Origin of the sequence: Cellulomonas fimi (assembly GCF_012952065.1) — a bacterium.
In the GTDB taxonomy this organism is placed as follows: domain Bacteria; phylum Actinomycetota; class Actinomycetes; order Actinomycetales; family Cellulomonadaceae; genus Pengzhenrongella; species Pengzhenrongella fimi_A.
On record NZ_JABCJJ010000011.1, the window covers coordinates 26,164 to 45,054 of the forward strand.

Genomic DNA, 18,891 nt, shown 5'->3' on the forward strand with positions numbered 1-18,891 from the left:
GCACCCTCGTGCGAACCCTGAGCAGCCCGAGGTGTCGAGCCGTCGCGCAACGTACGGGGGACGGGTGTCGTGACGCCGGCGTGACTTGGGTGTCAGCACCCTCTCGGCCGCGAGTGCCCGGTTTGCCCGGCCCGCGAACCTGCCCAGAAGGGACGAAACCTGAGGGGCGGAGGTCCACGTCACACACACCGCAGTCACCCGCCCGGGCTAACGTCCCGCGGCCGTGACACCCGCTGTGACGCCGTCCTCGGCGTCCGCCGTGACGGGGAGCCACGCGGTGAGCACCGCTCCGCCCGGCGATCCTGGCCGCAGCTCGAGGGACCCGCCGACGAGCTCGAGCCGGTCCCCGAGCCGCGCGGTCCCGGACGGCTCGGCGGCGCGCTCGGGGTCGAGCCCCACGCCGTCGTCGCGGACGGTGAGGCGAAGACCCCCCCGCTCGAGCCCGAGCGTCACCTCGAGGCTGCCGGCGCCGCCGTGGCGCAGGGCGTTCGTGACGCCCTCCTCGACGATCCGCACGGCCAGGAGCCGCTCGGACCTCGACAGCGCCGGCGACGCCGGGTCGTCGAGCCGGCGGACCGGGTCGGCGACCACGAGGCGGGTCGCGATCGACGCGGGCAGCCGCCCGAGCAGGCTGCGTACCGCCGGGACCATCCCGACCTCGAGCCCCTCCGGGTACAGCATCCGGCTCATCTCGCGCACGTCGCCCTCGCGCGCCTGCTCGAGCGTCCGGGCGACCGCGCGGAGCTCGGCGACGTCCGCGGGTGTCGCGGGCCCGTCGCTCAGGCGGTCGGCGAGCGCCTGGACGCGCGCGGTCACGATCACGAGGCGCTGCTGCAGGCTGCCGTGCAGGCCCTCAGCGACCTCACGGCGAACCCGCACCTCCTCGTGCTGGAGGGCGTCGAGGGCGAGCCGGATCTGCGTCCTGCTGGCAGCCGTCGCCAGCACCTGGCGGCGGAGGCGCTGCCTGGACGTGAGGAGCGCGAGCCCGAGCACGTTGGCGGCGCCGGCGGCGAGGAGGCCGCTCACCAGTTCCACGAGGACCTCGCGGGTCGCGGCCGGCTCGTGGACGCCGACCGCGAGCTGCACCGCGACGCGCGCCCCTGCGGCCACGACGGCCGCCACCAGGAGTGCGCTGCCGCGCTCCCATGCCCGGCGTCGCACCTCCGTACGGAGCGCCACGAGCACCACGAGGTCGACGACGACGGCCACGGCGTTCGCGAGGAGCCGGTCGAGGAACGGGGCACCTGGGCCGTCCGGGAGCACCTGCCCGTACACCCACGCCGTCTGCGCGGCGGCCCCGACGGCGAACAGCGCGCAGACGACGCCCGCGCCGAGGAGCAGGGCGCGACGGTCACCCACGACGTCGTGCCGGGTGTCGCGCATCGCCCCTCCCAGGTGCATGGCCCCCCGGGGGCAGAACACGCCCCGGCCGGGCCAGTGTGACAGGCACCCGGGGGCAGTCATACTGCGAGGGATGCCGAACCAGAGCCCCGTCCGTCCCACGCCGACCGCGCCCGCCGATCCTCGCGCGGACGCCTCACCCGTCCGCCTCGGGATCGTCGAGGACCAGCCCCTGTTCCGGACCATGCTCGAGCTGACCCTCGGGTCCGAGCCCGGCCTCGACGTGGTGGCCGCGGTCGGGACCGTCGCCGAGGCGACGCGCGCGCTGCGACCGGGGGCGGTCGACGTCGTCGTGCTCGACATCGACCTCCCCGACGGGAACGGGATCGCGCTCGGCGTCACGCTGCGCCGGGCCCGGCCCCGCCTGGGGATCCTGCTGCTCTCGGCGCACGATGCGATGGACCTGCTGCTCGACCTGCCGAGCGACGTCGCGTCCGGGTGGAGCTACCTCTCGAAGACGTCGTCGACCAGCTCGGGCGCGCTCGTGACGGCCGTCCGCGCGGCCGCGCGCGGCGAGACCACGCTGGATCCCGCTCTGGTCGACCGCATGACGCCGCGGGCCGGCTCCGCGGTGGCGCGGCTCACCGACCGCCAGTACGCCGTGCTCCGGCTGCTGGCCCAGGGGCTCTCGAACGCCGGGATCGGTGAGCGGCTCGCCATCACCGAGAAGTCCGTGCAGAACCACATCAACGCGATCTACGCGACCCTCGCGATCGACGCGGACCCGGCCCGCAACCCGCGGGTGAGCGCGGCGCTCCGTCTCATCGAGGAGACCGGACGGGTCTGAGCCGCTCGCCGCTCCGAGGCTGCAGTCAGGGGTCCAACCGCTCATGCGCACGTGCGCCAGCCTCAGTCGGGAGATCGTCAGCCGGGGCGCTGTCAGACCTCCCAGGAAGCGGCTCCTCCTCCCCGGCGGAGGCGGGCGTCCCTGACGCCGCCACGCTGTCGATGATCCACTGGCGAGCCCGGTCAGCATCACGACGGGACCCCTCGAGGGAACCAACGATGTCCGGGTCGGCCCACTGGGCCAGGAACGCGACACCGGCGTCACGCGCGGCTCGCTCCGCGCTCACTGCGGGAGCCTGGTGCCTCGCCATGGTTCATCGCCTCCCAGCCGTGACCGACGCCGACGGCGTGGGTTCCGGCTCGCTGGTCGAGACCTCTACCGTAACGCTGACGAGCAGAACCACCAGTCCCACGATCAGGGCCCATGCTGCGGCGATGAACCAGCGCCGCTTGTTCCGAAGCCGGCGCTCCCGCTCGCCGTGGAGCCTGACATTCGTCGCCAGCAGCGCTTGGGCCACGTCGCTCGGACGGCGTGCGATGTACTTCTGCGTGGCGTCCACCGGGTCGACCGTCGTGCTCGTCGCTCGCATCAGGACGACGCGCACGCCTAGCACGGCGCTGATCGACGTCGCGGTGGCCGCGAGTACGGACGTGCGATCGCCCCGCGCCAGGAGGATCGCGGTGATGACCCCGGCGAACCCCACGAGGACCCCGCCGAGCTGGTCGATCGCCGCTTCGATCCTCTCCTGAGCGGCTCCCGCTCGGGTGACTTCCACCTCGATCAGCTCGAGCGTGCGCCGATCCGGTTCCCCGCCCGGCGTGGTGGTCATGCCCGGGATTGTGCCGGGTGCGGGCAGGCTCGGCACCCGGCACGCCGGCCCCACCAGCGAGAGGCAGAACTCGCGACCACGCGACCGACCGGGACGCGACAAGGGCTTCGCGTTACCCGTGCGCGGGTTCGGACGTCACGGGTCCCCGCGGCCCGTCGAGAGTCAGCCACGTCGAGCACTGCTCGGCTCTCCGGCGAGGTGACCGCCGCCCCCGCGAACGGATCAGCCAGCGAGTCCTTCGACCGGAGCCTCCTGTCGGATTCGAACCGACGACCCCCTGTTTACAAGACAGGTGCTCTGGCCAGCTGAGCTAAGGAGGCGAGCCGCGGACGGCGAGCCGCCCGCGGTGCGGCGCCCAGCCTACCGATCGGGGGCGGCGGGGATCGCCTCGCGGTCGAGGCCGGGGCACGGCGGTGGATCGAGCGCCTGCCGGGACCCGCCCAGGACCTGCGTCCGCGCCCGGCCCTGGGTCCAGGACCGCTCAGGCGAACGACGGCGGCCCCGGCAGCGGTGTCCACGTGATGGGGTGCCCGGACGCGACCAGCGCCGCGAGCAGCACGGCGCCCGCGAGCGCCAGCACGACGACGACGCCGGCGCCCGCCAGCCCCGGTGCCACCGCGGCCAGGGTCCGCCGCGCCCCGACCCGGGTGAGCGTCGCCATCGGGCCGAACCACACGACCGCGAGCCCGAGGAGCATGGCGAGCGCGAGGACCCCCGGGTAGACCCACGGCGCGTTCGAGCCGTCCGGGCCCGCTCCACGGCCTGACGACGCGGGGTCGACGACGACCTGCCCGGTGCCCAGCAGCCACCAGAGCAGACCGCCAACGAGCACGACGACGCTCCCGCCGACCAGCAGCGACGGGAGCAGGCCGACGACCGCGCGCACCAGGTGCCACGGGCTGGACACGACGGCACGGGCCACGTCCGACCGGGCAGCGCCCCCACGCGCCTCCCGGCGCGCCTGCATTGCGCCGGCGGCGGACCCGACCGTGCGGGCCAGCACGAGTGCTGCGGCGAGCACGAGCAGGGTGAGGCCCGGGTACAGCGACGCACCCGCCGTCGCCAGCACCGCGAGGGCGAGGACCGTGCCGGTCCGGCGCCGCGGCCGCGGGGAGACGTACGCGGGCGGCTCGTCGTACGGGCCCGCGCCCGCCGCCCCGTCGGCGGCGTCGAGGCCGGCGTCGGCGTGGGGGTCCTCGTCGCCCGCCGGTGTGCCGCTGCCCGCCCACGACGGGCGGACGCGCGTCGACCCGACCCCCGCCCCGGGGGCACCGGACGCCGCGGCCGGGGGTACCACGGGCGGCGCGACCCGGGTCGTGAGGACCGCGGTCGGCGCGGGCTCGTCGCCCCGCTCGGCGGCCGCCTCGAGGTCGGCGACGACGTCGTCGGGCAGCGCGCGCAGGTCGGGCTCGGGCGCCAGGGCGGCGCGCAGCGCCCCGGCGGTCACGGCTCCGAGCCCGCCGACGTCGACGTCGCCGGCCTGCGAGCGCGCGAGCACCGCATCCACCGGACGGGTGCCGAACGGCGCTCGGCCGGTCGCGGCGAAGGCGAGCACCGCGGCCCACCCCCACCAGTCGCTCAGCGGACCGGGCTCGCCGTCCGCGAGCAGCTCGGGCGCGAGGTACCCCGGCGTCCCGGCGACGAGACCGGTCGAGGTGACGCGGGCGTCGTCGGCGGCCTGCGCGATGCCGAAGTCGATGAGGACGGGCCCGTCGGGCGTGACCAGCACGTTGCTCGGCTTGAGGTCGCGGTGCACGAGTCCCGCGGCGTGGACCGCCTCGAGCGCGTCCCGGAGCCCGCTCGCCAGCCGGGCCAGCGGCCAGCCGGTCAGCGGGCCGGCGACGCGGACGTGGTCCTCGAGGTTGCGGCCGTCGATCAGCTCGGTCACGAGGAACGCCTCGGTCGAGTCGACCTCGGCGTCGAGCACGGCCGCGACGGCGGGGTGGCGCAGGCGCTGGAGCGCCGCGACCTCCCGCCGGAGCCGGTCGCGCGCCACGGGGTCGGCGTCGAGGTGCGCGTGCAGCAGCTTGAAGGCGACCTCGGTGCCACCCCCGTCGACCGCCCGGTAGACGGAGCCCATCCCGCCCGCGCCGAGCGGCGCGACGATGCGGTACCCGCCGATCTCGACGCCGGGTGCCGGCTCTGAGCCCTCCATGAGGGCACGCTAGCCCGGCCGCGCCCGGCGAGCCGTCGGCGGCGCGGGCGGAATCCGTGCCGGGAAACCCCCCGGCCCACCCTGCGAACCCGCGGCGAGTGACGATAGCCTCAAGAAAACGTCAAGGGGAGATGTGTGAGCAGCGACGGGTACGACCTGATGATGGTGGCCAACCGGCTCCCGGTGGACGTCACGATCGGGACGGACGGGAGCACGACCTGGACCCGCTCGCCCGGTGGCCTCGTCACCGCGCTCGAGCCGGTCATGCAGCGGGCGCAGGGTGCCTGGGTCGGCTGGTCGGGCTCGCCGGACGTCGAGCACGAGCCGTTCGACAACGACGGCGTCCGGCTCGTGCCGGTCACCCTGAGCGAGTCCGAGATCGCGCTGTACTACGAGGGCTTCTCGAACGACACCCTGTGGCCGCTGTACCACGACGTCATCGCGCCCCCCACGTACCACCGCCAGTGGTGGGACGCGTACCGCAAGGTCAACCGGAGGTTCGCCGAGAAGGCGGCCGAGCACGCCGCGCGCGGCGCCACCGTCTGGGTGCACGACTACCAGCTGCAGCTGGTCCCCGCGCTGCTGCGCGAGCTGCGCCCGGACCTGCGCATCGGGTACTTCCACCACATCCCGTTCCCGCCGCTCGAGATCTTCGCGCAGCTGCCGTGGCGCGCGCAGGTGGTCCACGGCCTGCTCGGCGCCGACCTCCTCGGCTTCCAGCGCGTGAGCGACGCCGCCAACTTCGTCCGCTCGGTCCGCCGGTTCACCGACCTCACGACCCGCGGGGACGTCATCACGGTCACGGACGACGACCAGGAGCCGCGCCAGGCCCGCGCGGCGTCGTTCCCCATCTCGATCGACTCGCGGCAGGTCGACGCCACCGCGCGCACGCCGGAGGTCGTCGCCCGCGCCCGCGAGATCCGCGCGGAGCTCGGCGACCCGAAGGTCGTGCTCCTCGGCGTCGACCGGCTCGACTACACCAAGGGCATCCGGCACCGCATCAAGGCCTTCGGCGAGCTCCTCCAGGACGGCCGGCTCGAGGTCCCGGACGTCACGCTCATCCAGGTCGCGAGCCCGAGCCGGGAGAACGTGGGCGCCTACCAGCAGCTGCGCGAGGACGTCGAGCTGCTCGTCGGGCGGATCAACGGCGAGTACTCGCACCTCGGCAAGGCGGCGATCCAGTACCTGCACCACTCGTACGGGCCCGAGGAGATGGCCGCGCTCTACCTCGCGGCCGACGTCATGCTCGTCACCGCCCTCCGCGACGGCATGAACCTCGTGGCCAAGGAGTACGTGGCGGCGCGCACCGACGAGCGCGGCGTCCTCGTGCTCTCGGAGTTCACGGGAGCCGCCGACGAGCTCCTCGGTGCGGTGCTGGTCAACCCGCACGACATCGACGGGATGAAGGACCGGATCGTGTCGGCGGTCGAGATGGACCCGCGCGAGCAGCGCAAGAGGATGCGCCGGCTGCGCCGCCGCGTGCTCGAGGACGACGTCGCGACCTGGTCCCGCTCGTTCCTCGAGGTTCTCGCGTCGGTGCCGTCGCACGCGGGCGCCCCACCGTCGGCGGCGAGCCGGCCGTCCGGGACCGCGGGCCCGGGGAGCGCCACGTGAGCACGCCCGACGCCGTCGCCCCGGCCCGTGACGAGCTCGAGGCGGCGCTCACCGACCTGGCGCGCGACCGCGGGCGCCGGCCGCTCCTCGTCGGGCTCGACTTCGACGGGGTGCTCGCGCCGCTGGTCGACGACCCCGACCAGTCGCGCCCGCTGCCGGCCGGCGCCGCGGCCATGGTCCGGCTCAGCACGACGCCCGACGTGCGGCTCGCCCTCGTGTCCGGGCGGTCGATCGTCGACCTGCACCGCCGCGCCGACCCGCCGGTCGGCACCGTTCTCGTCGGCAGCCACGGCGGGGAGCGCGGCACCGTCGGCCCGCACGGGCTCGAGCGTGACCCCGTCCAGCTGTCCCCCGAGCAGTCGGACCTGCTCACGCAGGTCGGGGCGGGCCTGGCCGCCGCAGCCCGCGGGCGCGAGGGCGTCTGGGTCCAGCACAAGCCGGCCGCCGCCGTGCTGCACACCCGCATGGCCGGCGCCGACGACGCCGAGACCGCCACCGCGCAGGCCCTCGCCCTCGCGGCCGAGCTCGACGTGCACGCCCTGCACGGCAAGGACGTCGTCGAGATCTCGGTGCTCCCGGTGACCAAGGGCGACGCCCTGGTGCGGCTGCGCGACGAGGTGGGCCCCGCCGTCGTGCTCTACGCCGGCGACGACGTCACGGACGAGCACGCGTTCGCGCGGCTCGGCCCCGAGGACCTCACGATCAAGGTCGGCGAGGGCGAAACGGCGGCCCGGCTCCGGGCGGCCGACCCCGCCGAGCTCTGCGACCTGCTCGCATCCTTCGCCGACGCGCTCGCCGTGTGACACGATGAGCGCGGATCGCCCGGCGCCCACGCGGACGTGGACGCCGGCGGACCGTGTCAGCGAAGACACTCTGGCACCGCTCACGACGGATCGTCCGGCACGTACCTGCCGGTGAGGGGATGTATCAATCATGGCTACGGTCACGTTCGACAAGGCCACCCGGGTCTACCCGGGGACCGAGCGACCTGCGGTCGACGCGCTCGACCTCCACGTCGGTGACGGCGAGTTCCTCGTGCTCGTCGGGCCCTCGGGCTGCGGCAAGTCCACCTCGCTCCGCATGCTCGCGGGGCTCGAGGACGTCAACTCCGGGCGCATCCTGATCGGTGACCGTGACGTCACCGACGTGCAGCCCAAGGACCGCGACATCGCGATGGTGTTCCAGAACTACGCGCTCTACCCGCACATGACGGTCGCCGACAACATGGGCTTCGCGCTCAAGATCGCCGGCAAGCCCAAGGCGGAGATCCGGCAGCGCGTCGAGGAGGCCGCCAAGATCCTCGACCTCAGCGAGTACCTCGACCGCAAGCCGAAGGCGCTCTCGGGCGGTCAGCGCCAGCGCGTCGCGATGGGCCGCGCCATCGTGCGACAGCCCCAGGTGTTCCTCATGGACGAGCCCCTGTCGAACCTCGACGCCAAGCTGCGGGTCCAGACCCGCACCCAGATCGCGTCGCTCCAGCGTCGCCTGGGCGTCACCACGGTCTACGTGACGCACGACCAGACCGAGGCGCTGACGATGGGCGACCGGATCGCGGTCCTCAAGGACGGCCTGCTGCAGCAGGTCGGCACGCCGCGGGACATGTACGACACCCCCGCGAACGTGTTCGTGGCCGGCTTCATCGGCTCGCCCGCGATGAACCTCGGGACGTTCCACGTCAAGGACGGCAACGCGTCGCTCGGCGGCACCAACATCGCGATCCCGCGCGCCGCGGTGGACTCGCTCGCCGCCGACGACAACAAGTCGATCGTGGTCGGCTTCCGCCCCGAGTCGCTCGACGTCGTGCCCCAGGGCACGCCCGACGCGATCCCGGTCGAGGTCAACATCGTCGAGGAGCTCGGCTCGGACGCCTTCGTGTACGGGTCGCTCAGCCGGGCCCTGGGGGCGGAGGCGGAGCAGATCCACTCCGGAGCCGGTGACGCGCAGGTCATCGTGCGCGTCGACCCGCGTCAGGTCCCCCTGAAGGGTGACACGATCTGGGTCCGGATCCGCCCGGGCGAGCAGCACCTGTTCCACGCCGGCTCGGGCGAGCGCATCACCGTCTGACGACGACGCGCGAGGGGCGGCCCGGCGAGCAACCGTCGGGCCGCCCCTCGCGTCGTCCACGAAGGAGCACCCGCCCATGGCGCACAACCTCCAGATCACCGCGGCGTCCCCGGACCCGGCGCTGCTGGACCTCCCGTGGCACGTCCCGCTCGAGGACTGGCCCACCGACGTCCTCGCCGCGCTCCCCCGAGGCATCTCGCGCCACGTCGTGCGGTTCGTCAAGCTGTCCGGGCGGGTCATCGCGGTCAAGGAGATCGGGGAGAGCGTCGCCTACCGCGAGTACGACCTGCTCCGACAGCTCGGCCGCATCGACGTCCCGAGCGTCGAGCCGGTCGGGGTGATCACCGGTCGGCGCTCACCCGAGGGCGAGCCGCTTGAGGCCGTGCTCATCACCAAGCACCTGCAGTTCTCCCTGCCGTACCGCGCGGTGTTCAGCCAGGTCCTCCAGCCGGACACCGCGACCCGGCTCATCGACGCGCTCGCCGTGCTGCTCGTCCGCCTCCACCTCGTCGGGTTCTACTGGGGCGACGTCTCGCTGTCCAACACGCTGTTCCGGCGGGATGCGGGGGCGTTCGCGGCGTACCTGGTCGACGCCGAGACGGGGGACCTGCATCAGGCGCTCAGCGACGGCCAGCGCGCGTACGACCTCGAGGTCGCGCGCGTCAACATCATCGGTGAGCTGATGGACCTCGTCGCGGGCGAGCTCCTCGAGGAGGACACCGACACCGTCGCGATCGGGACGATGCTCGTCGAGCGCTACGAGGACCTGTGGACGGCGCTCACCGACGAGGAGTCGTTCACGGCCACCGAGCGCTGGCGCGTCGCGGCGCGCATCGACCGGCTCAACGACCTCGGGTTCGACGTCGGCGAGCTCGACATCACGACCGACATCGACGGCACCACGGTGCGTATCCAGCCCAAGGTGGTCGACGCGGGGCACCACTCGCGTCGTCTCATGCGCCTGACCGGCCTCGACGTCGAGGAGAACCAGGCGCGCCGGATGCTCAACGACCTCGACGCCTACGCGGCCGCGACGGACCGCCAGAACGAGGACGAGTCGTTCGTCGCGCACGACTGGCTCACGCAGGTGTTCGAGCCGGCCGTCCGTGCGGTGCCCCGCGAGCTGCGCGGCAAGCTCGAGCCCGCGCAGATCTTCCACGAGCTGCTCGACCACCGCTACTTCATCTCCGAGGAGCACCAGCGGGATGTCCCGCTGCCCGAGGCGGTCCAGAGCTACGTCCAGGAGGTGCTGCGGCACCGCCCCGACGAGCTGGCCGTGCTCGGCGCGAGCGGCCTGCCCGACGACGAGGCCTGACCGGCCCGGTCCCCCTACCTCGCGGACGTCCGCACTCGCTGCGCTCTCCTTGCGGACGTCCGCACTCCGTGGGGCCATGGCCCCACGGAGTGCGGACGCAACGAGCTCAGCTGCGGTTCGGGAGACGGCGCCTGCGGCTCGACCGTCCGGGCCGGACGGTGAGGGAGGAGCCGCAGGTGAGCCGGGGAGCCGGCCGCGTGTGAGCCGGAGCCCCGGTGCCGGCCGCCCGACCGGGTGGTCAGCGGGTGGTCAGCGATGGCGACGCGGGGTCAGCGACAACACCGGCGCGCGGCAGACGCAGCCGCACGGAAGGCGACTGGTTGCGTGGCGGCGGGTTGCGTGGCGGCGTGCTGCGGGTGGGCGACTCGGCGCGCTCGGTGCGGGCTCACGGGACGTGACCGTAGGCGCGGGTGCCCGCGACCGTCAACGGCGCCACGCCCAGGCTCTCGCGTGCTGAGACGTGGATCGCCGAACCGTGAGACGCCGTGCTATACCTGTCGGCAGGTCACGAGTACCAGCGCCAAGCCCCGGCTCGCTGGTCAGCAACCCCCACGTCACGGCGGGGTGCTCCGGGAGATGACCTGGCCGCGTTGAGGGACGCGGCAAGCGTGATGTACCCATCAGGTGTGCCGTCCGGCGAACCTCGACGGGGCCGAGTCGCCCGACAGGTCGACCGTCCCGGTCCTGGTCGCACCGTCGCACCTCGACCGTAAGGACCGAGCATGTCGACCCTCACCCCCGCCACCGGCGTCGTCGCCGTCGTCGGCAACCCGCGACCGGCGTCGCGCACGCGGACGGCCGCGGAGGCCGTCGCCCGGCGCGTCGCGGAGATCACCGGCCAGCCGCTGCTGAGCACGATCGACCTCGCCGATCTCGCCGGCGAGCTCCTGGCCCCGGCCCACCCCGCCGCCGACGCCGCGCGTGACCGCGTGGCGCGTGCCGCCGTCGTCGTGGTCGCGACGCCCGTCTACAAGGCGAGCTACACCGGTCTCCTCAAGGCCTTCCTGGACCTGTACGGACCGGACGGTCTGCGCGGCACCGTCGCGGTGCCGCTCGTCGTGTCGGGCAACCCGGCGCACTCGCTCGCTGGCGAGGTGCATCTGCGGCCCGTGCTGGTCGAGCTCGGCGCCTGGGTCCCGACGCGGGCACTCGCGCTGGCGGAAGCACAGCTCGGCTCGCTCGACGACGCCGTCACCGCGTGGTCCGACGCGGCCGCACCCGTGCTCCGCTCGCTCGCCGCGGCCGCGAGGGGCACCCTGGCGACGGACGACCTCACGTCGTCCGGCGCCGCGCTCGAGGCGGCACGCTCATGAGCGCCGACGCGCTCCACGCGGTGGAAGGGCTGCTGGCCGTGGACGACGAACCCCAGCTGTCGGGCGACGAGTTCAAGCAGGTGTTCCGTCGCCACCCCGCGGGCGTCGCGGTCGTCACGCTCGTCGAGCCCGGTACGGCTCGGCCGGTCGGCTTCACCGCGACCTCGGTCATCTCGGTCTCGGCGCAGCCACCGATCCTCGCCTTCTCGATCGCGTCGACGTCGTCGTCGTGGCCCGCGCTCCGGGAGTCCTCGACCGTCGTCGTGAACTTCCTCGGCTCGTCCCAGGCGGAGCTGTCGGGACGGTTCGCGACGCACGGCATCGACCGGTTCGACGGGACGCCGTGGGCGCACCTGGCCACGGGCGAACCCGTGCTGCACGGCTCCCTGACGTGGGTCCGGGGTCGCGTTCTCCAGCGGATCCCGGTCGGCGACAGCTACCTGGTCACCGTGCGCGCCCTGTCGTCCGACGTGAGCGCGGCCGGGTCACCCCTGATCTACCACGACCGCGCCTACCGCCGCCTCGGCGACCACTACGAGATCTGAGCGACGGCGAGGTCCGCCGCGCGCTGTCCCACCATCCCGCTCCTAGCCCTCCTGGGCGGACCGCGACCGCGCGACCTCGTACAGCGCGATCCCGGCCGCGACGCCCGCGTTGAGCGACTCGACCGCCGAGGCGATCGGGATCGACGCGATCGCGTCGCACGTGTCCCGGACCAGACGCGAGAGCCCCTTGCCCTCCGACCCGACCACGAGCACCAGCCCGTCCGTCGCGAAGGGCAGCGCGGCGATGTCCACGTCCCCGCCGCCGTCGAGCCCGACGACGAAGCAGCCGGCCTGCCGGTACGCCTGCAGCGCACGGACCAGGTTCGTCGCGCGCGCGACGGGCACCCGGGCCGCGGCCCCGGCCGAGACCTTCCACGCCGACGCCGTCACGCCCGCCGAGCGCCGCTCGGGGACGAGCACGCCGTGCGCACCGAAGGCACCGGCCGAGCGCAGGACGGCGCCGAGGTTGCGCGGGTCGGTGACGCCGTCGAGCGCCACGACGAGCGGCGCCGCGCCCGCGTCCGCCGCGAGGTCGAGCAGGTCGTCGGGCTCGGCGTACTCGTACGGCGGCACCTGGATCGCGACGCCCTGGTGCACCGAGCCGTCGGTGAGCCGGTCGAGCTCGGCCTTCGAGACCTCGAGGAGCGGGTAGCCGCGGCCCGTCACGACGGCGAGGATCTCGCGCGTGCGGTCGTCGGCCTCGATCCGCGTGCCGTAGTAGACCGTGCTCACGGGGATGCCCGCGCGCAGCGCCTCGACGACCGAGTTGCGCCCGGAGACGATCTCGTGGGTCGCGCTGACCCCCTTGCCGCCCTTCGAGCCGCCGGCCGACCGCGACGTCCGCGCGCCCGCGACACCGCTCGGGCGCGAGGTCCCCGTCGCGGCCCGGCGCTCGACCGCGACCTTCTTCTTCGCCGCCGGGTGGTACGGGCGCTCGGTCGCCTTGGGCGTGGGCCCCCGGCCCTCGAGCGCCTGGCGCCCCTGGCCGCCCGAGCCGACCCGGGCGCCCTTCTTGGAGCCGGCCTTGCGCGTCGCGCCGCGACGCGAGGAGTTCCCTGCCATCAGTCCTGGTCCCTCGCTGTCGTGGCGAGCGACCATCGCGCTCCGTCCGGTGAGTCCTCGACCAGGATCCCGGCCGCCGCGAGGCGGTCCCGGATCGCGTCGGAGGTGGCGAAGTCCCGCGCCGCGCGGGCCTGTGCGCGGGCCGTGAGCTCGGCGGTGACGAGCGTGTCGAGCGCGTCCGCGTACCGCGTCCTTCCCCCGCGGGCGACCCACTGCGGGCTCCCGGGGTCGAGCCCCAGCACGTCGAGCATGGCCCGCAGCTGCACGACGACGTCCCGCACCTCGGGCAGGTCCCGCTCCGCGAGCGCGGTGTTGCCCGCGCGGAGGCGCTCGTGCACGACCGCGAGGGCCGCGGGCACGTTGAGGTCGTCGTCCATGGCGGCCGTGAACTCCGCCGGCAGCGCGACCTTCCCCACCTCGTCGTCGTCCACCGCGCCCACGGCCTCGACCGCACGCTCGACGAAGCCCGCGAGGCGGTCCCACGTCGCCTCCGCCTCGCGCAGCGTGTCGTCCGTCCACTCGAGCATCGAGCTGTACTGCACGGCCGTGAGGGCGTACCGGAGGACCGCACCGCGGGTGTGCCTCAGCACCTCGGTCACGAGCAGCCCGTTGCCGAGCGACTTGCTCATCTTGGCGCCGGCCTGCGTGACCCAGCCGTTGTAGAGCCAGAGCTGCGCGAAGTCGTAGCCCGCGGCGCGCGACTGGGCCTGCTCGTTCTCGTGGTGCGGGAACCGCAGGTCCAGGCCGCCGCCGTGGATGTCGAACGCCTCGCCGAGGTAGCGCTGCGCCATCGCGGAGCACTCGAGGTGCCACCCGGGGCGGCCCCGGCCGAACGGCGTCGACCACGAGGCCGTCGCAGGCTCCCCCGCCTTGGGCGCCTTCCAGAGCGCGAAGTCGCGCGGGTCACGCTTGTGCGCGTCGAGCTCGTCGGACCCCGTGTCGCGCGCGGGCACCATGTCCTCGAGCCGCTGGTTCGTGAGCGACCCGTACGCGGGGTACGAGCGGACGTCGAAGTAGACGTCGCCGTCGCCCGCGACGTAGGCGTGGCCGCGCTCGACGAGCCGCTGCATCATCGCGACCATCTCGGGGACGTGGCCCGTGGCCCGCGGCTCGTAGCTCGGGGGAAGCACACCCACGGCGTCGTACGCGAAGGTGAAGGCGCGCTCGTTCTGCATCGCCCACGCCCACCACGGCTGCCCGGCGTCGGCCGACTTCGCGAGGATCTTGTCGTCGATGTCCGTGACGTTGCGGATCATCGTGACCCGGTAGCCCGAGCGCACGAGCCAGCGCTGGAGCACGTCGAACGCGACGGCCGAGCGCAGGTGGCCCACGTGCGGGGGCGACTGGACGGTCGCGCCGCACAGGTAGATGCCGACCTCGCCCGGGACCAGGGGGACGAGGTCGCGCACCTGGCGCGTCGCGGAGTCGAACAGTCGGAGGCTCACCGGCCCAGGCTACCGGGGCGCGCGCTGCGTTCACCGCCCGGGGCGGGCGGCCGCTACGCGGTCTGCACCCCGGGCCGGGCGAGCTGCGCCAGGTGGTCGGCGAACTGCGCGAGGTCGGCGCGAGCAGCCCGGTCGTCGCCGTCGACGAGCCACGCCAGCGCGACGCCGTCGAGGACGGCCACGCACGTGCGCGCGAGGTGGCGCGGTGGCACGCCCCAGTCCGTCCCCGCAGCCGCGGCCGCCTCGACGAGAAGGTCCTCCGCGAGCCGGCGCTCGTGCTCGAGCTGTGCGGTCGCCACCGGCGCGAGCTCGGGGTTGCGCAGGGCCGACAGCGTCATCTCGAAGGCCAGCAGCTGGTCGCCGCGCCGCGCCGACATCGAGTCCCAGATCGCCGTGACCGCGTTTCCGACCGCGGCGCGCGCGTCGAGCGGCGGGGAGCCGAACTCCACGCGCTCGACGTTCCGCGCCGTGATCGCCTCGCCCATCGCGCGGAGCAGCTCGTTCTTGTCCTGGAAGCAGTAGTGCACGACGCCGAGGGACACGCCCGCCTCCGCCGCGACCGCGCGGACGGTGGCCGCCTCGACCCCGTCCCGACTGGCCACGGCCAGCGCGGCGTTGACCAGCTGTTCCCGACGCTTCGCCATCGGCAGACGCGACATCGCGACCTCCTCGCCCCCTCCGCGCGCTGGTCGAGACCACGGCGGAGCTCCATCGTCGCACCACCCGAACCTGCGAGCCACCGCCTGCGCGTACGTCCCTGCCCTGGTCAGGTGCGTGCGGAACGGCCATGATCGATAGCATGTCGCGCGCAGTGGTGGCGACCGCCTACGGCGGGCCGGACGTCCTGAGGATCGTCGACGTCGACCCGGGTGAGCCCGGGCCCGAGCAGGTGCTCGTCGAGGTGCGCGCCGCGGGGATCAACCCCGCCGACTGGAAGGCGTACAGCGGCGCGAGCGGCACGGACGCGTCGCGGCTGCCGATGCGGCTCGGCTACGAGGCCGCGGGCACGGTGCTCACGGCCGGTCCCGGCGTCGACGGCGTCGCGCCCGGTGACGACGTCCTGTTCCAGCGCTCGGGGGCATACGCCGAGCGCCTCGTGGTCAAGGCCGAGAACGTCGTCAGGAAGCCGGCCGCACTGAGCTGGGCCAGGGCGGGGGGCCTGCTCGTCGTCGGGTCGACCGCGATGCACACGGTCGTCGCGACGCGCGTGGGCAGCGGCGACACCGTCCTGGTGCACGGCGCCGCGGGCGGCGTGGGGTCGATGGCCGTGCAGCTCGCCCGCGTGCGGGGCGCCCGCGTCATCGGCACCGCCAGCGTGGCGAACCACGAGTACCTGCTGGACATCGGTGCGACGCCGGTCGCCTACGGTCCGGGCCTGGCCGACCGCGTGCGCGCGCTCGCTCCGCGGGGGGTCGACGCAGCGATCGACACGGTCGGCACGAACGAGGCCCTCGACGTGTCGATCGCGCTGGTGAAGGACCGGCACCGCATCGCGACCGTCGCCGCGTTCGGGCGCGCGCCCGCCCTGCGCATCCAGCTGCTGGGCCACGGGCCGCATGCCGACCCGGGCGACGACATCCGGGCCGCGGCCCGGCCCACGCTGGTCGACCTCGTCGCGACCGGGAGGATCGACGTGCGGATCGCGGGGACGTACCCGCTCGAGCAGGTCGCCAGGGCGCACCGCGTCGGGCTCGCCGGCCACGTGCACGGGAAGCTCGTGCTCGTCCGCTGACGTCCGACCCGGCCGCTCAGGGACCGACGACGAGGGCCGTCGCGATCGCGGCCACGCCTTCCCCGCGCCCGGTGAGCCCGAGCCCGTCGGTCGTCGTCGCGCTCACGGTGACGGGCGCGCCGGCCGCCGCCGACAGCGCCGCTTCTGCCTCGGCCCGACGCGGGCCGAGGCGCGGGCGGTTGCCGATCACCTGGACGGCGACGTTGCCGATCGTGAAGCCCGCCGCCCGGACGCGCCGAGCCGTCTCGGCGAGCAGCGCGGTCCCGGGGGCACCCGCCCACTGGGGCGCGGAGGTGCCGAAGTTCGAGCCGAGGTCGCCGAGCCCCGCGGCGGAGAGCAGCGCGTCCGCCGCGGCGTGCGCGGCGACGTCCGCGTCGGAGTGCCCCGCGAGCCTGGGCTCCCCCGGCCACGTCAGCCCGGCGAGCGCCAGGTCGCGGCCGTCCGCGGCGTCCGTGTCGGCGTCGGCGTAGGCGTGGACGTCGATCCCGATGCCCGTCCGGGGCAGCGCGCTCACCCGTGCTCCTCGAGCAGCAGCCGCGCCAGCGCGAGGTCGCGCGGGGTGGTGATCTTGACGGCGGCCGCGTCGCCGGGCACGACGTGCACGGGTTCGCCGAGGGCCGCGACGAGCGAGGCGTCGTCGGTCGCGGCGAGGGACTCGTCGCCCGCGCGGTGGGCGCCGGCCGCGTGCGCCCGGTCGAGCAGCGCGCGGTCGAAGCCCTGCGGCGTCTGGACGCTGCGCAGCACGCTGCGGTCGGGGTTGCCCGTGACGAGCTCGGCGGTCGCGCCGGCGGTCGCCACCGTGCCCGGCACGCGGTCCTCGACCGCGGTGGGGCCCTCGGGACCGACCTCGACCACGGTGTCCGGCACGGGGACGCCGGGCACCACGGCACGCCGTCCGGCCCGGACCGCCTGCACCACCCGCTCGGCGAGCGACGACGGCGCGAGCGAGCGCGCGGCGTCGTGCACGAGGACGACGTCGACGTCGGGGGGCACCGTCGCGAGCGCCGCCGCGACCGACGCCTGCCGGCTCATCCCCCCGGTCACGACGGTGACCGGGACGCCGAGGTCGGCGGCGGAGAGCACGGACTCGAACGCCGCGAGGTGGTCGCCGGGCGCCGGCACCACGACCAGGTCGACCACGCCGCAGGACGCGAGGCGCCGGGCGGCGTGAACCACGAGCGGCTCGCCGGCGAGCGGGACGAGGGCCTTGGGCAGCACGTGACCGAGGCGGGTGCCGCTGCCCGCCGCAGTGAGGATCGCGGCGGTCGTCACCGCGCGACGCTCGTCGGCGCCGGCCGCACCTGACGGCAGATACCGCTCGGGCGCCGTCCCCCCGGAGGGAACGGCGCCCGAGCGCTGGTGCGGGTGGTGCTCAAGAAGCGAGGACCTCGTCGAGGATGGCCTCGGCCTTCTCCTCCTCGGTGTGCTCCGCGAGCGCGAGCTCCGAGACGAGGATCTGCCGGGCCTTCGCCAGCATGCGCTTCTCGCCGGCCGAGAGGCCGCGGTCCGCGTCGCGGCGGGAGAGGTCGCGGACGACCTCGGCGACCTTGATGACGTCGCCCGACGCGAGCTTCTCGAGGTTCGCCTTGTAGCGGCGCGACCAGTTGGTCGGCTCCTCGGTGTACGGGGCGCGGAGGACGTCGAAGACCTTCTCCAGTCCCTCCTGGCCGACGACGTCGCGGACACCGACGAGGTCGACGTTCTCCGCGGGGACCTCGATGGTGAGGTCACCCTGAGCGACCTTGAGCTTGAGGTAGATCTTGTCCTCGCCGCGGATCGTCCGGGTCTTGATCTCCTCGATCAGCGCGGCGCCGTGGTGCGGGTAGACGACCGTCTCCCCAACAGTGAAAGTCATCTGGTGATGTCCCCTTTCGCGGGAGACCATCCTACCACGGCGTGTCGCGGCCCTGACCTGCCAGATTGTCCCGTGAGGACGCGTCGTCGCAGGTCAGGACCACGGCGGGCGGACGGTGCCCCCGGGCGGGCGACCCACTAGGCTGACCGCAGCAGCCCGAGCGGCGCGCGCGTCGCTCCGGCCGCACGTCGATCGCAGCGACCCGCCCCACCGTCTCGAGGAGTCCATGTGGCCAGCGCTCGTCCGTCCCGCCGTCTGCGACCGTCGTCCCGGTGGGCCGGTCTGCCGGTCGTCGTGCTCGCGGGCACGGCCCTGGCCGGGTGCTCGGCCGTCAACCCGATGACGTCGATGGAGCCCTACAACGCGTCGGACGGCGTGCGCGTCGAGGTGAGCTCGACCGTGAGCGTCGAGAACCTGCTGGTCCTGACCGCGGCGGAGGGCGCGCCGGGCACGCTGGTCGGCGGGGTCGCGAACCGCGGTGACGAGGACGTCCGGGTCACGCTCTCGGCCGACGGCGCCGACGACCTCACCGTGTCCGTCCCCGCGGGCCAGACGGTGGTGCTCGGCGGTGCGGGCGAGGACCCCGCCGAGCTCGACACCGTGAACGCCGCGCCCGGCGCGCTGCTCAGGGTCACGGTCTCGGCGCCCCAGGCGGGCAGCCAGGAGGTCCAGGTTCCCGTTCTCGACGACACCCTGTCGGAGTACGAGGACCTCGTCCCCGCAGCGAGCTGACCCCTCGCGCCCTCGACGTCGTCCGCACGCTGCCGGGCTGTG

Annotated in this window: 18 protein-coding genes, 1 tRNA gene and 1 riboswitch; of the genes, 9 read left to right on the plus strand and 10 right to left on the minus strand. The window is 74.4% G+C overall.

Features of this window, described 5'->3' with window-relative positions; all coding sequences use genetic code 11:
- Positions 1-207: 207 nt before the first annotated feature.
- Positions 208-1,383: a sensor histidine kinase gene (locus tag HIR71_RS08820; protein WP_169324694.1), complete on the minus strand. Its 1,176-nt coding sequence runs from the start codon at positions 1,381-1,383 to the stop codon at positions 208-210.
- Between the two features lie 91 nt (positions 1,384-1,474).
- Here HIR71_RS08820 and HIR71_RS08825 point away from each other — a divergent pair, with 91 nt between their 5' ends.
- Positions 1,475-2,188, plus strand: a complete 714-nt coding sequence (locus HIR71_RS08825) for a response regulator transcription factor (protein ID WP_169324695.1) — start codon at positions 1,475-1,477, stop codon at positions 2,186-2,188.
- Between the two features lie 313 nt (positions 2,189-2,501).
- Here HIR71_RS08825 and HIR71_RS08830 read toward each other — a convergent pair whose 3' ends face one another.
- The 3 genes from HIR71_RS08830 to HIR71_RS08840 form a co-directional block, all read right to left on the minus strand.
- Entirely contained in the window at positions 2,502-3,017 is a 516-nt protein-coding gene (locus tag HIR71_RS08830; RefSeq protein WP_169324696.1) for a hypothetical protein, read from the minus strand.
- Positions 3,018-3,263: 246 nt separating this feature from the next.
- Positions 3,264-3,337: transfer RNA gene (locus tag HIR71_RS08835), tRNA-Thr, on the minus strand.
- A gap of 161 nt (positions 3,338-3,498) precedes the next feature.
- On the minus strand, positions 3,499-5,172 hold the full coding sequence (locus HIR71_RS08840; protein ID WP_169324697.1) for a serine/threonine-protein kinase: 1,674 nt from the start codon (positions 5,170-5,172) through the stop codon (positions 3,499-3,501).
- A 159-nt stretch (positions 5,173-5,331) separates the two neighbouring features.
- Between HIR71_RS08840 and HIR71_RS16840 the strand changes: the two genes are divergently transcribed.
- From HIR71_RS16840 to HIR71_RS08865, 6 genes are all read left to right on the plus strand, one after another.
- Positions 5,332-6,786 (plus strand): alpha,alpha-trehalose-phosphate synthase (UDP-forming), encoded by a 1,455-nt coding sequence (locus HIR71_RS16840; RefSeq protein ID WP_249051717.1) that lies wholly within the window; start codon positions 5,332-5,334, stop codon positions 6,784-6,786.
- Positions 6,783-7,589: a trehalose-phosphatase gene (otsB, locus tag HIR71_RS16845; RefSeq protein WP_311836192.1), complete on the plus strand. Its 807-nt coding sequence runs from the start codon at positions 6,783-6,785 to the stop codon at positions 7,587-7,589. Before HIR71_RS16840 ends, otsB begins: the two co-directional genes overlap by 4 nt.
- Before the next feature lie 130 nt (positions 7,590-7,719).
- Positions 7,720-8,850, plus strand: coding sequence for an ABC transporter ATP-binding protein (locus HIR71_RS08850; protein WP_169324698.1), 1,131 nt, complete (start codon positions 7,720-7,722; stop codon positions 8,848-8,850).
- Between the two features lie 76 nt (positions 8,851-8,926).
- Positions 8,927-10,165 (plus strand): DUF4032 domain-containing protein, encoded by a 1,239-nt coding sequence (locus HIR71_RS08855; protein WP_169324699.1) that lies wholly within the window; start codon positions 8,927-8,929, stop codon positions 10,163-10,165.
- A gap of 503 nt (positions 10,166-10,668) precedes the next feature.
- A riboswitch (SAM riboswitch) is annotated at positions 10,669-10,780 on the plus strand.
- A gap of 107 nt (positions 10,781-10,887) precedes the next feature.
- Positions 10,888-11,478, plus strand: a complete 591-nt coding sequence (locus HIR71_RS08860; RefSeq protein WP_169324700.1) for an NAD(P)H-dependent oxidoreductase — start codon at positions 10,888-10,890, stop codon at positions 11,476-11,478.
- Positions 11,475-12,023 (plus strand): flavin reductase family protein, encoded by a 549-nt coding sequence (locus tag HIR71_RS08865; RefSeq protein WP_169324701.1) that lies wholly within the window; start codon positions 11,475-11,477, stop codon positions 12,021-12,023. The genes HIR71_RS08860 and HIR71_RS08865 overlap by 4 nt, the downstream gene beginning before the upstream one ends.
- A gap of 42 nt (positions 12,024-12,065) precedes the next feature.
- Here the strand turns inward: HIR71_RS08865 and rlmB are convergent, their stop codons facing one another.
- The 3 genes from rlmB to HIR71_RS08880 are packed head-to-tail and all read right to left on the minus strand — an operon-like array spanning position 12,066 to position 15,189.
- The gene (rlmB, locus tag HIR71_RS08870; RefSeq protein WP_169324702.1) at positions 12,066-13,085 is read right to left on the minus strand and encodes a 23S rRNA (guanosine(2251)-2'-O)-methyltransferase RlmB; all 1,020 of its coding nucleotides are present in this window, start codon (positions 13,083-13,085) and stop codon (positions 12,066-12,068) included.
- Positions 13,085-14,530, minus strand: a complete 1,446-nt coding sequence (gene cysS, locus HIR71_RS08875; RefSeq protein WP_169324703.1) for a cysteine--tRNA ligase — start codon at positions 14,528-14,530, stop codon at positions 13,085-13,087. Before cysS ends, rlmB begins: the two co-directional genes overlap by 1 nt.
- A gap of 53 nt (positions 14,531-14,583) precedes the next feature.
- Positions 14,584-15,189 (minus strand): TetR/AcrR family transcriptional regulator, encoded by a 606-nt coding sequence (locus tag HIR71_RS08880; RefSeq protein ID WP_169324704.1) that lies wholly within the window; start codon positions 15,187-15,189, stop codon positions 14,584-14,586.
- A gap of 140 nt (positions 15,190-15,329) precedes the next feature.
- Here HIR71_RS08880 and HIR71_RS08885 point away from each other — a divergent pair, with 140 nt between their 5' ends.
- A complete protein-coding gene (locus tag HIR71_RS08885; RefSeq protein ID WP_211373973.1) occupies positions 15,330-16,262 on the plus strand; it encodes an NADP-dependent oxidoreductase in 933 nt (310 codons plus the stop codon).
- Between the two features lie 16 nt (positions 16,263-16,278).
- Here the strand turns inward: HIR71_RS08885 and ispF are convergent, their stop codons facing one another.
- From ispF to HIR71_RS08900, 3 genes are all read right to left on the minus strand, one after another.
- Positions 16,279-16,776, minus strand: coding sequence for a 2-C-methyl-D-erythritol 2,4-cyclodiphosphate synthase (gene ispF / locus HIR71_RS08890; RefSeq protein ID WP_169324705.1), 498 nt, complete (start codon positions 16,774-16,776; stop codon positions 16,279-16,281).
- Entirely contained in the window at positions 16,773-17,534 is a 762-nt protein-coding gene (ispD, locus tag HIR71_RS08895) for a 2-C-methyl-D-erythritol 4-phosphate cytidylyltransferase (RefSeq protein WP_169324706.1), read from the minus strand. Before ispD ends, ispF begins: the two co-directional genes overlap by 4 nt.
- Positions 17,535-17,634: 100 nt before the next feature.
- Complete coding sequence (locus tag HIR71_RS08900; RefSeq protein WP_169324707.1) at positions 17,635-18,117, minus strand: CarD family transcriptional regulator; 483 nt, start codon at positions 18,115-18,117, stop codon at positions 17,635-17,637.
- A 228-nt stretch (positions 18,118-18,345) separates the two neighbouring features.
- Between HIR71_RS08900 and HIR71_RS08905 the strand changes: the two genes are divergently transcribed.
- Complete coding sequence (locus tag HIR71_RS08905; RefSeq protein WP_169324708.1) at positions 18,346-18,849, plus strand: hypothetical protein; 504 nt, start codon at positions 18,346-18,348, stop codon at positions 18,847-18,849.
- The last annotated feature ends 42 nt before the right edge of the window (positions 18,850-18,891 follow it).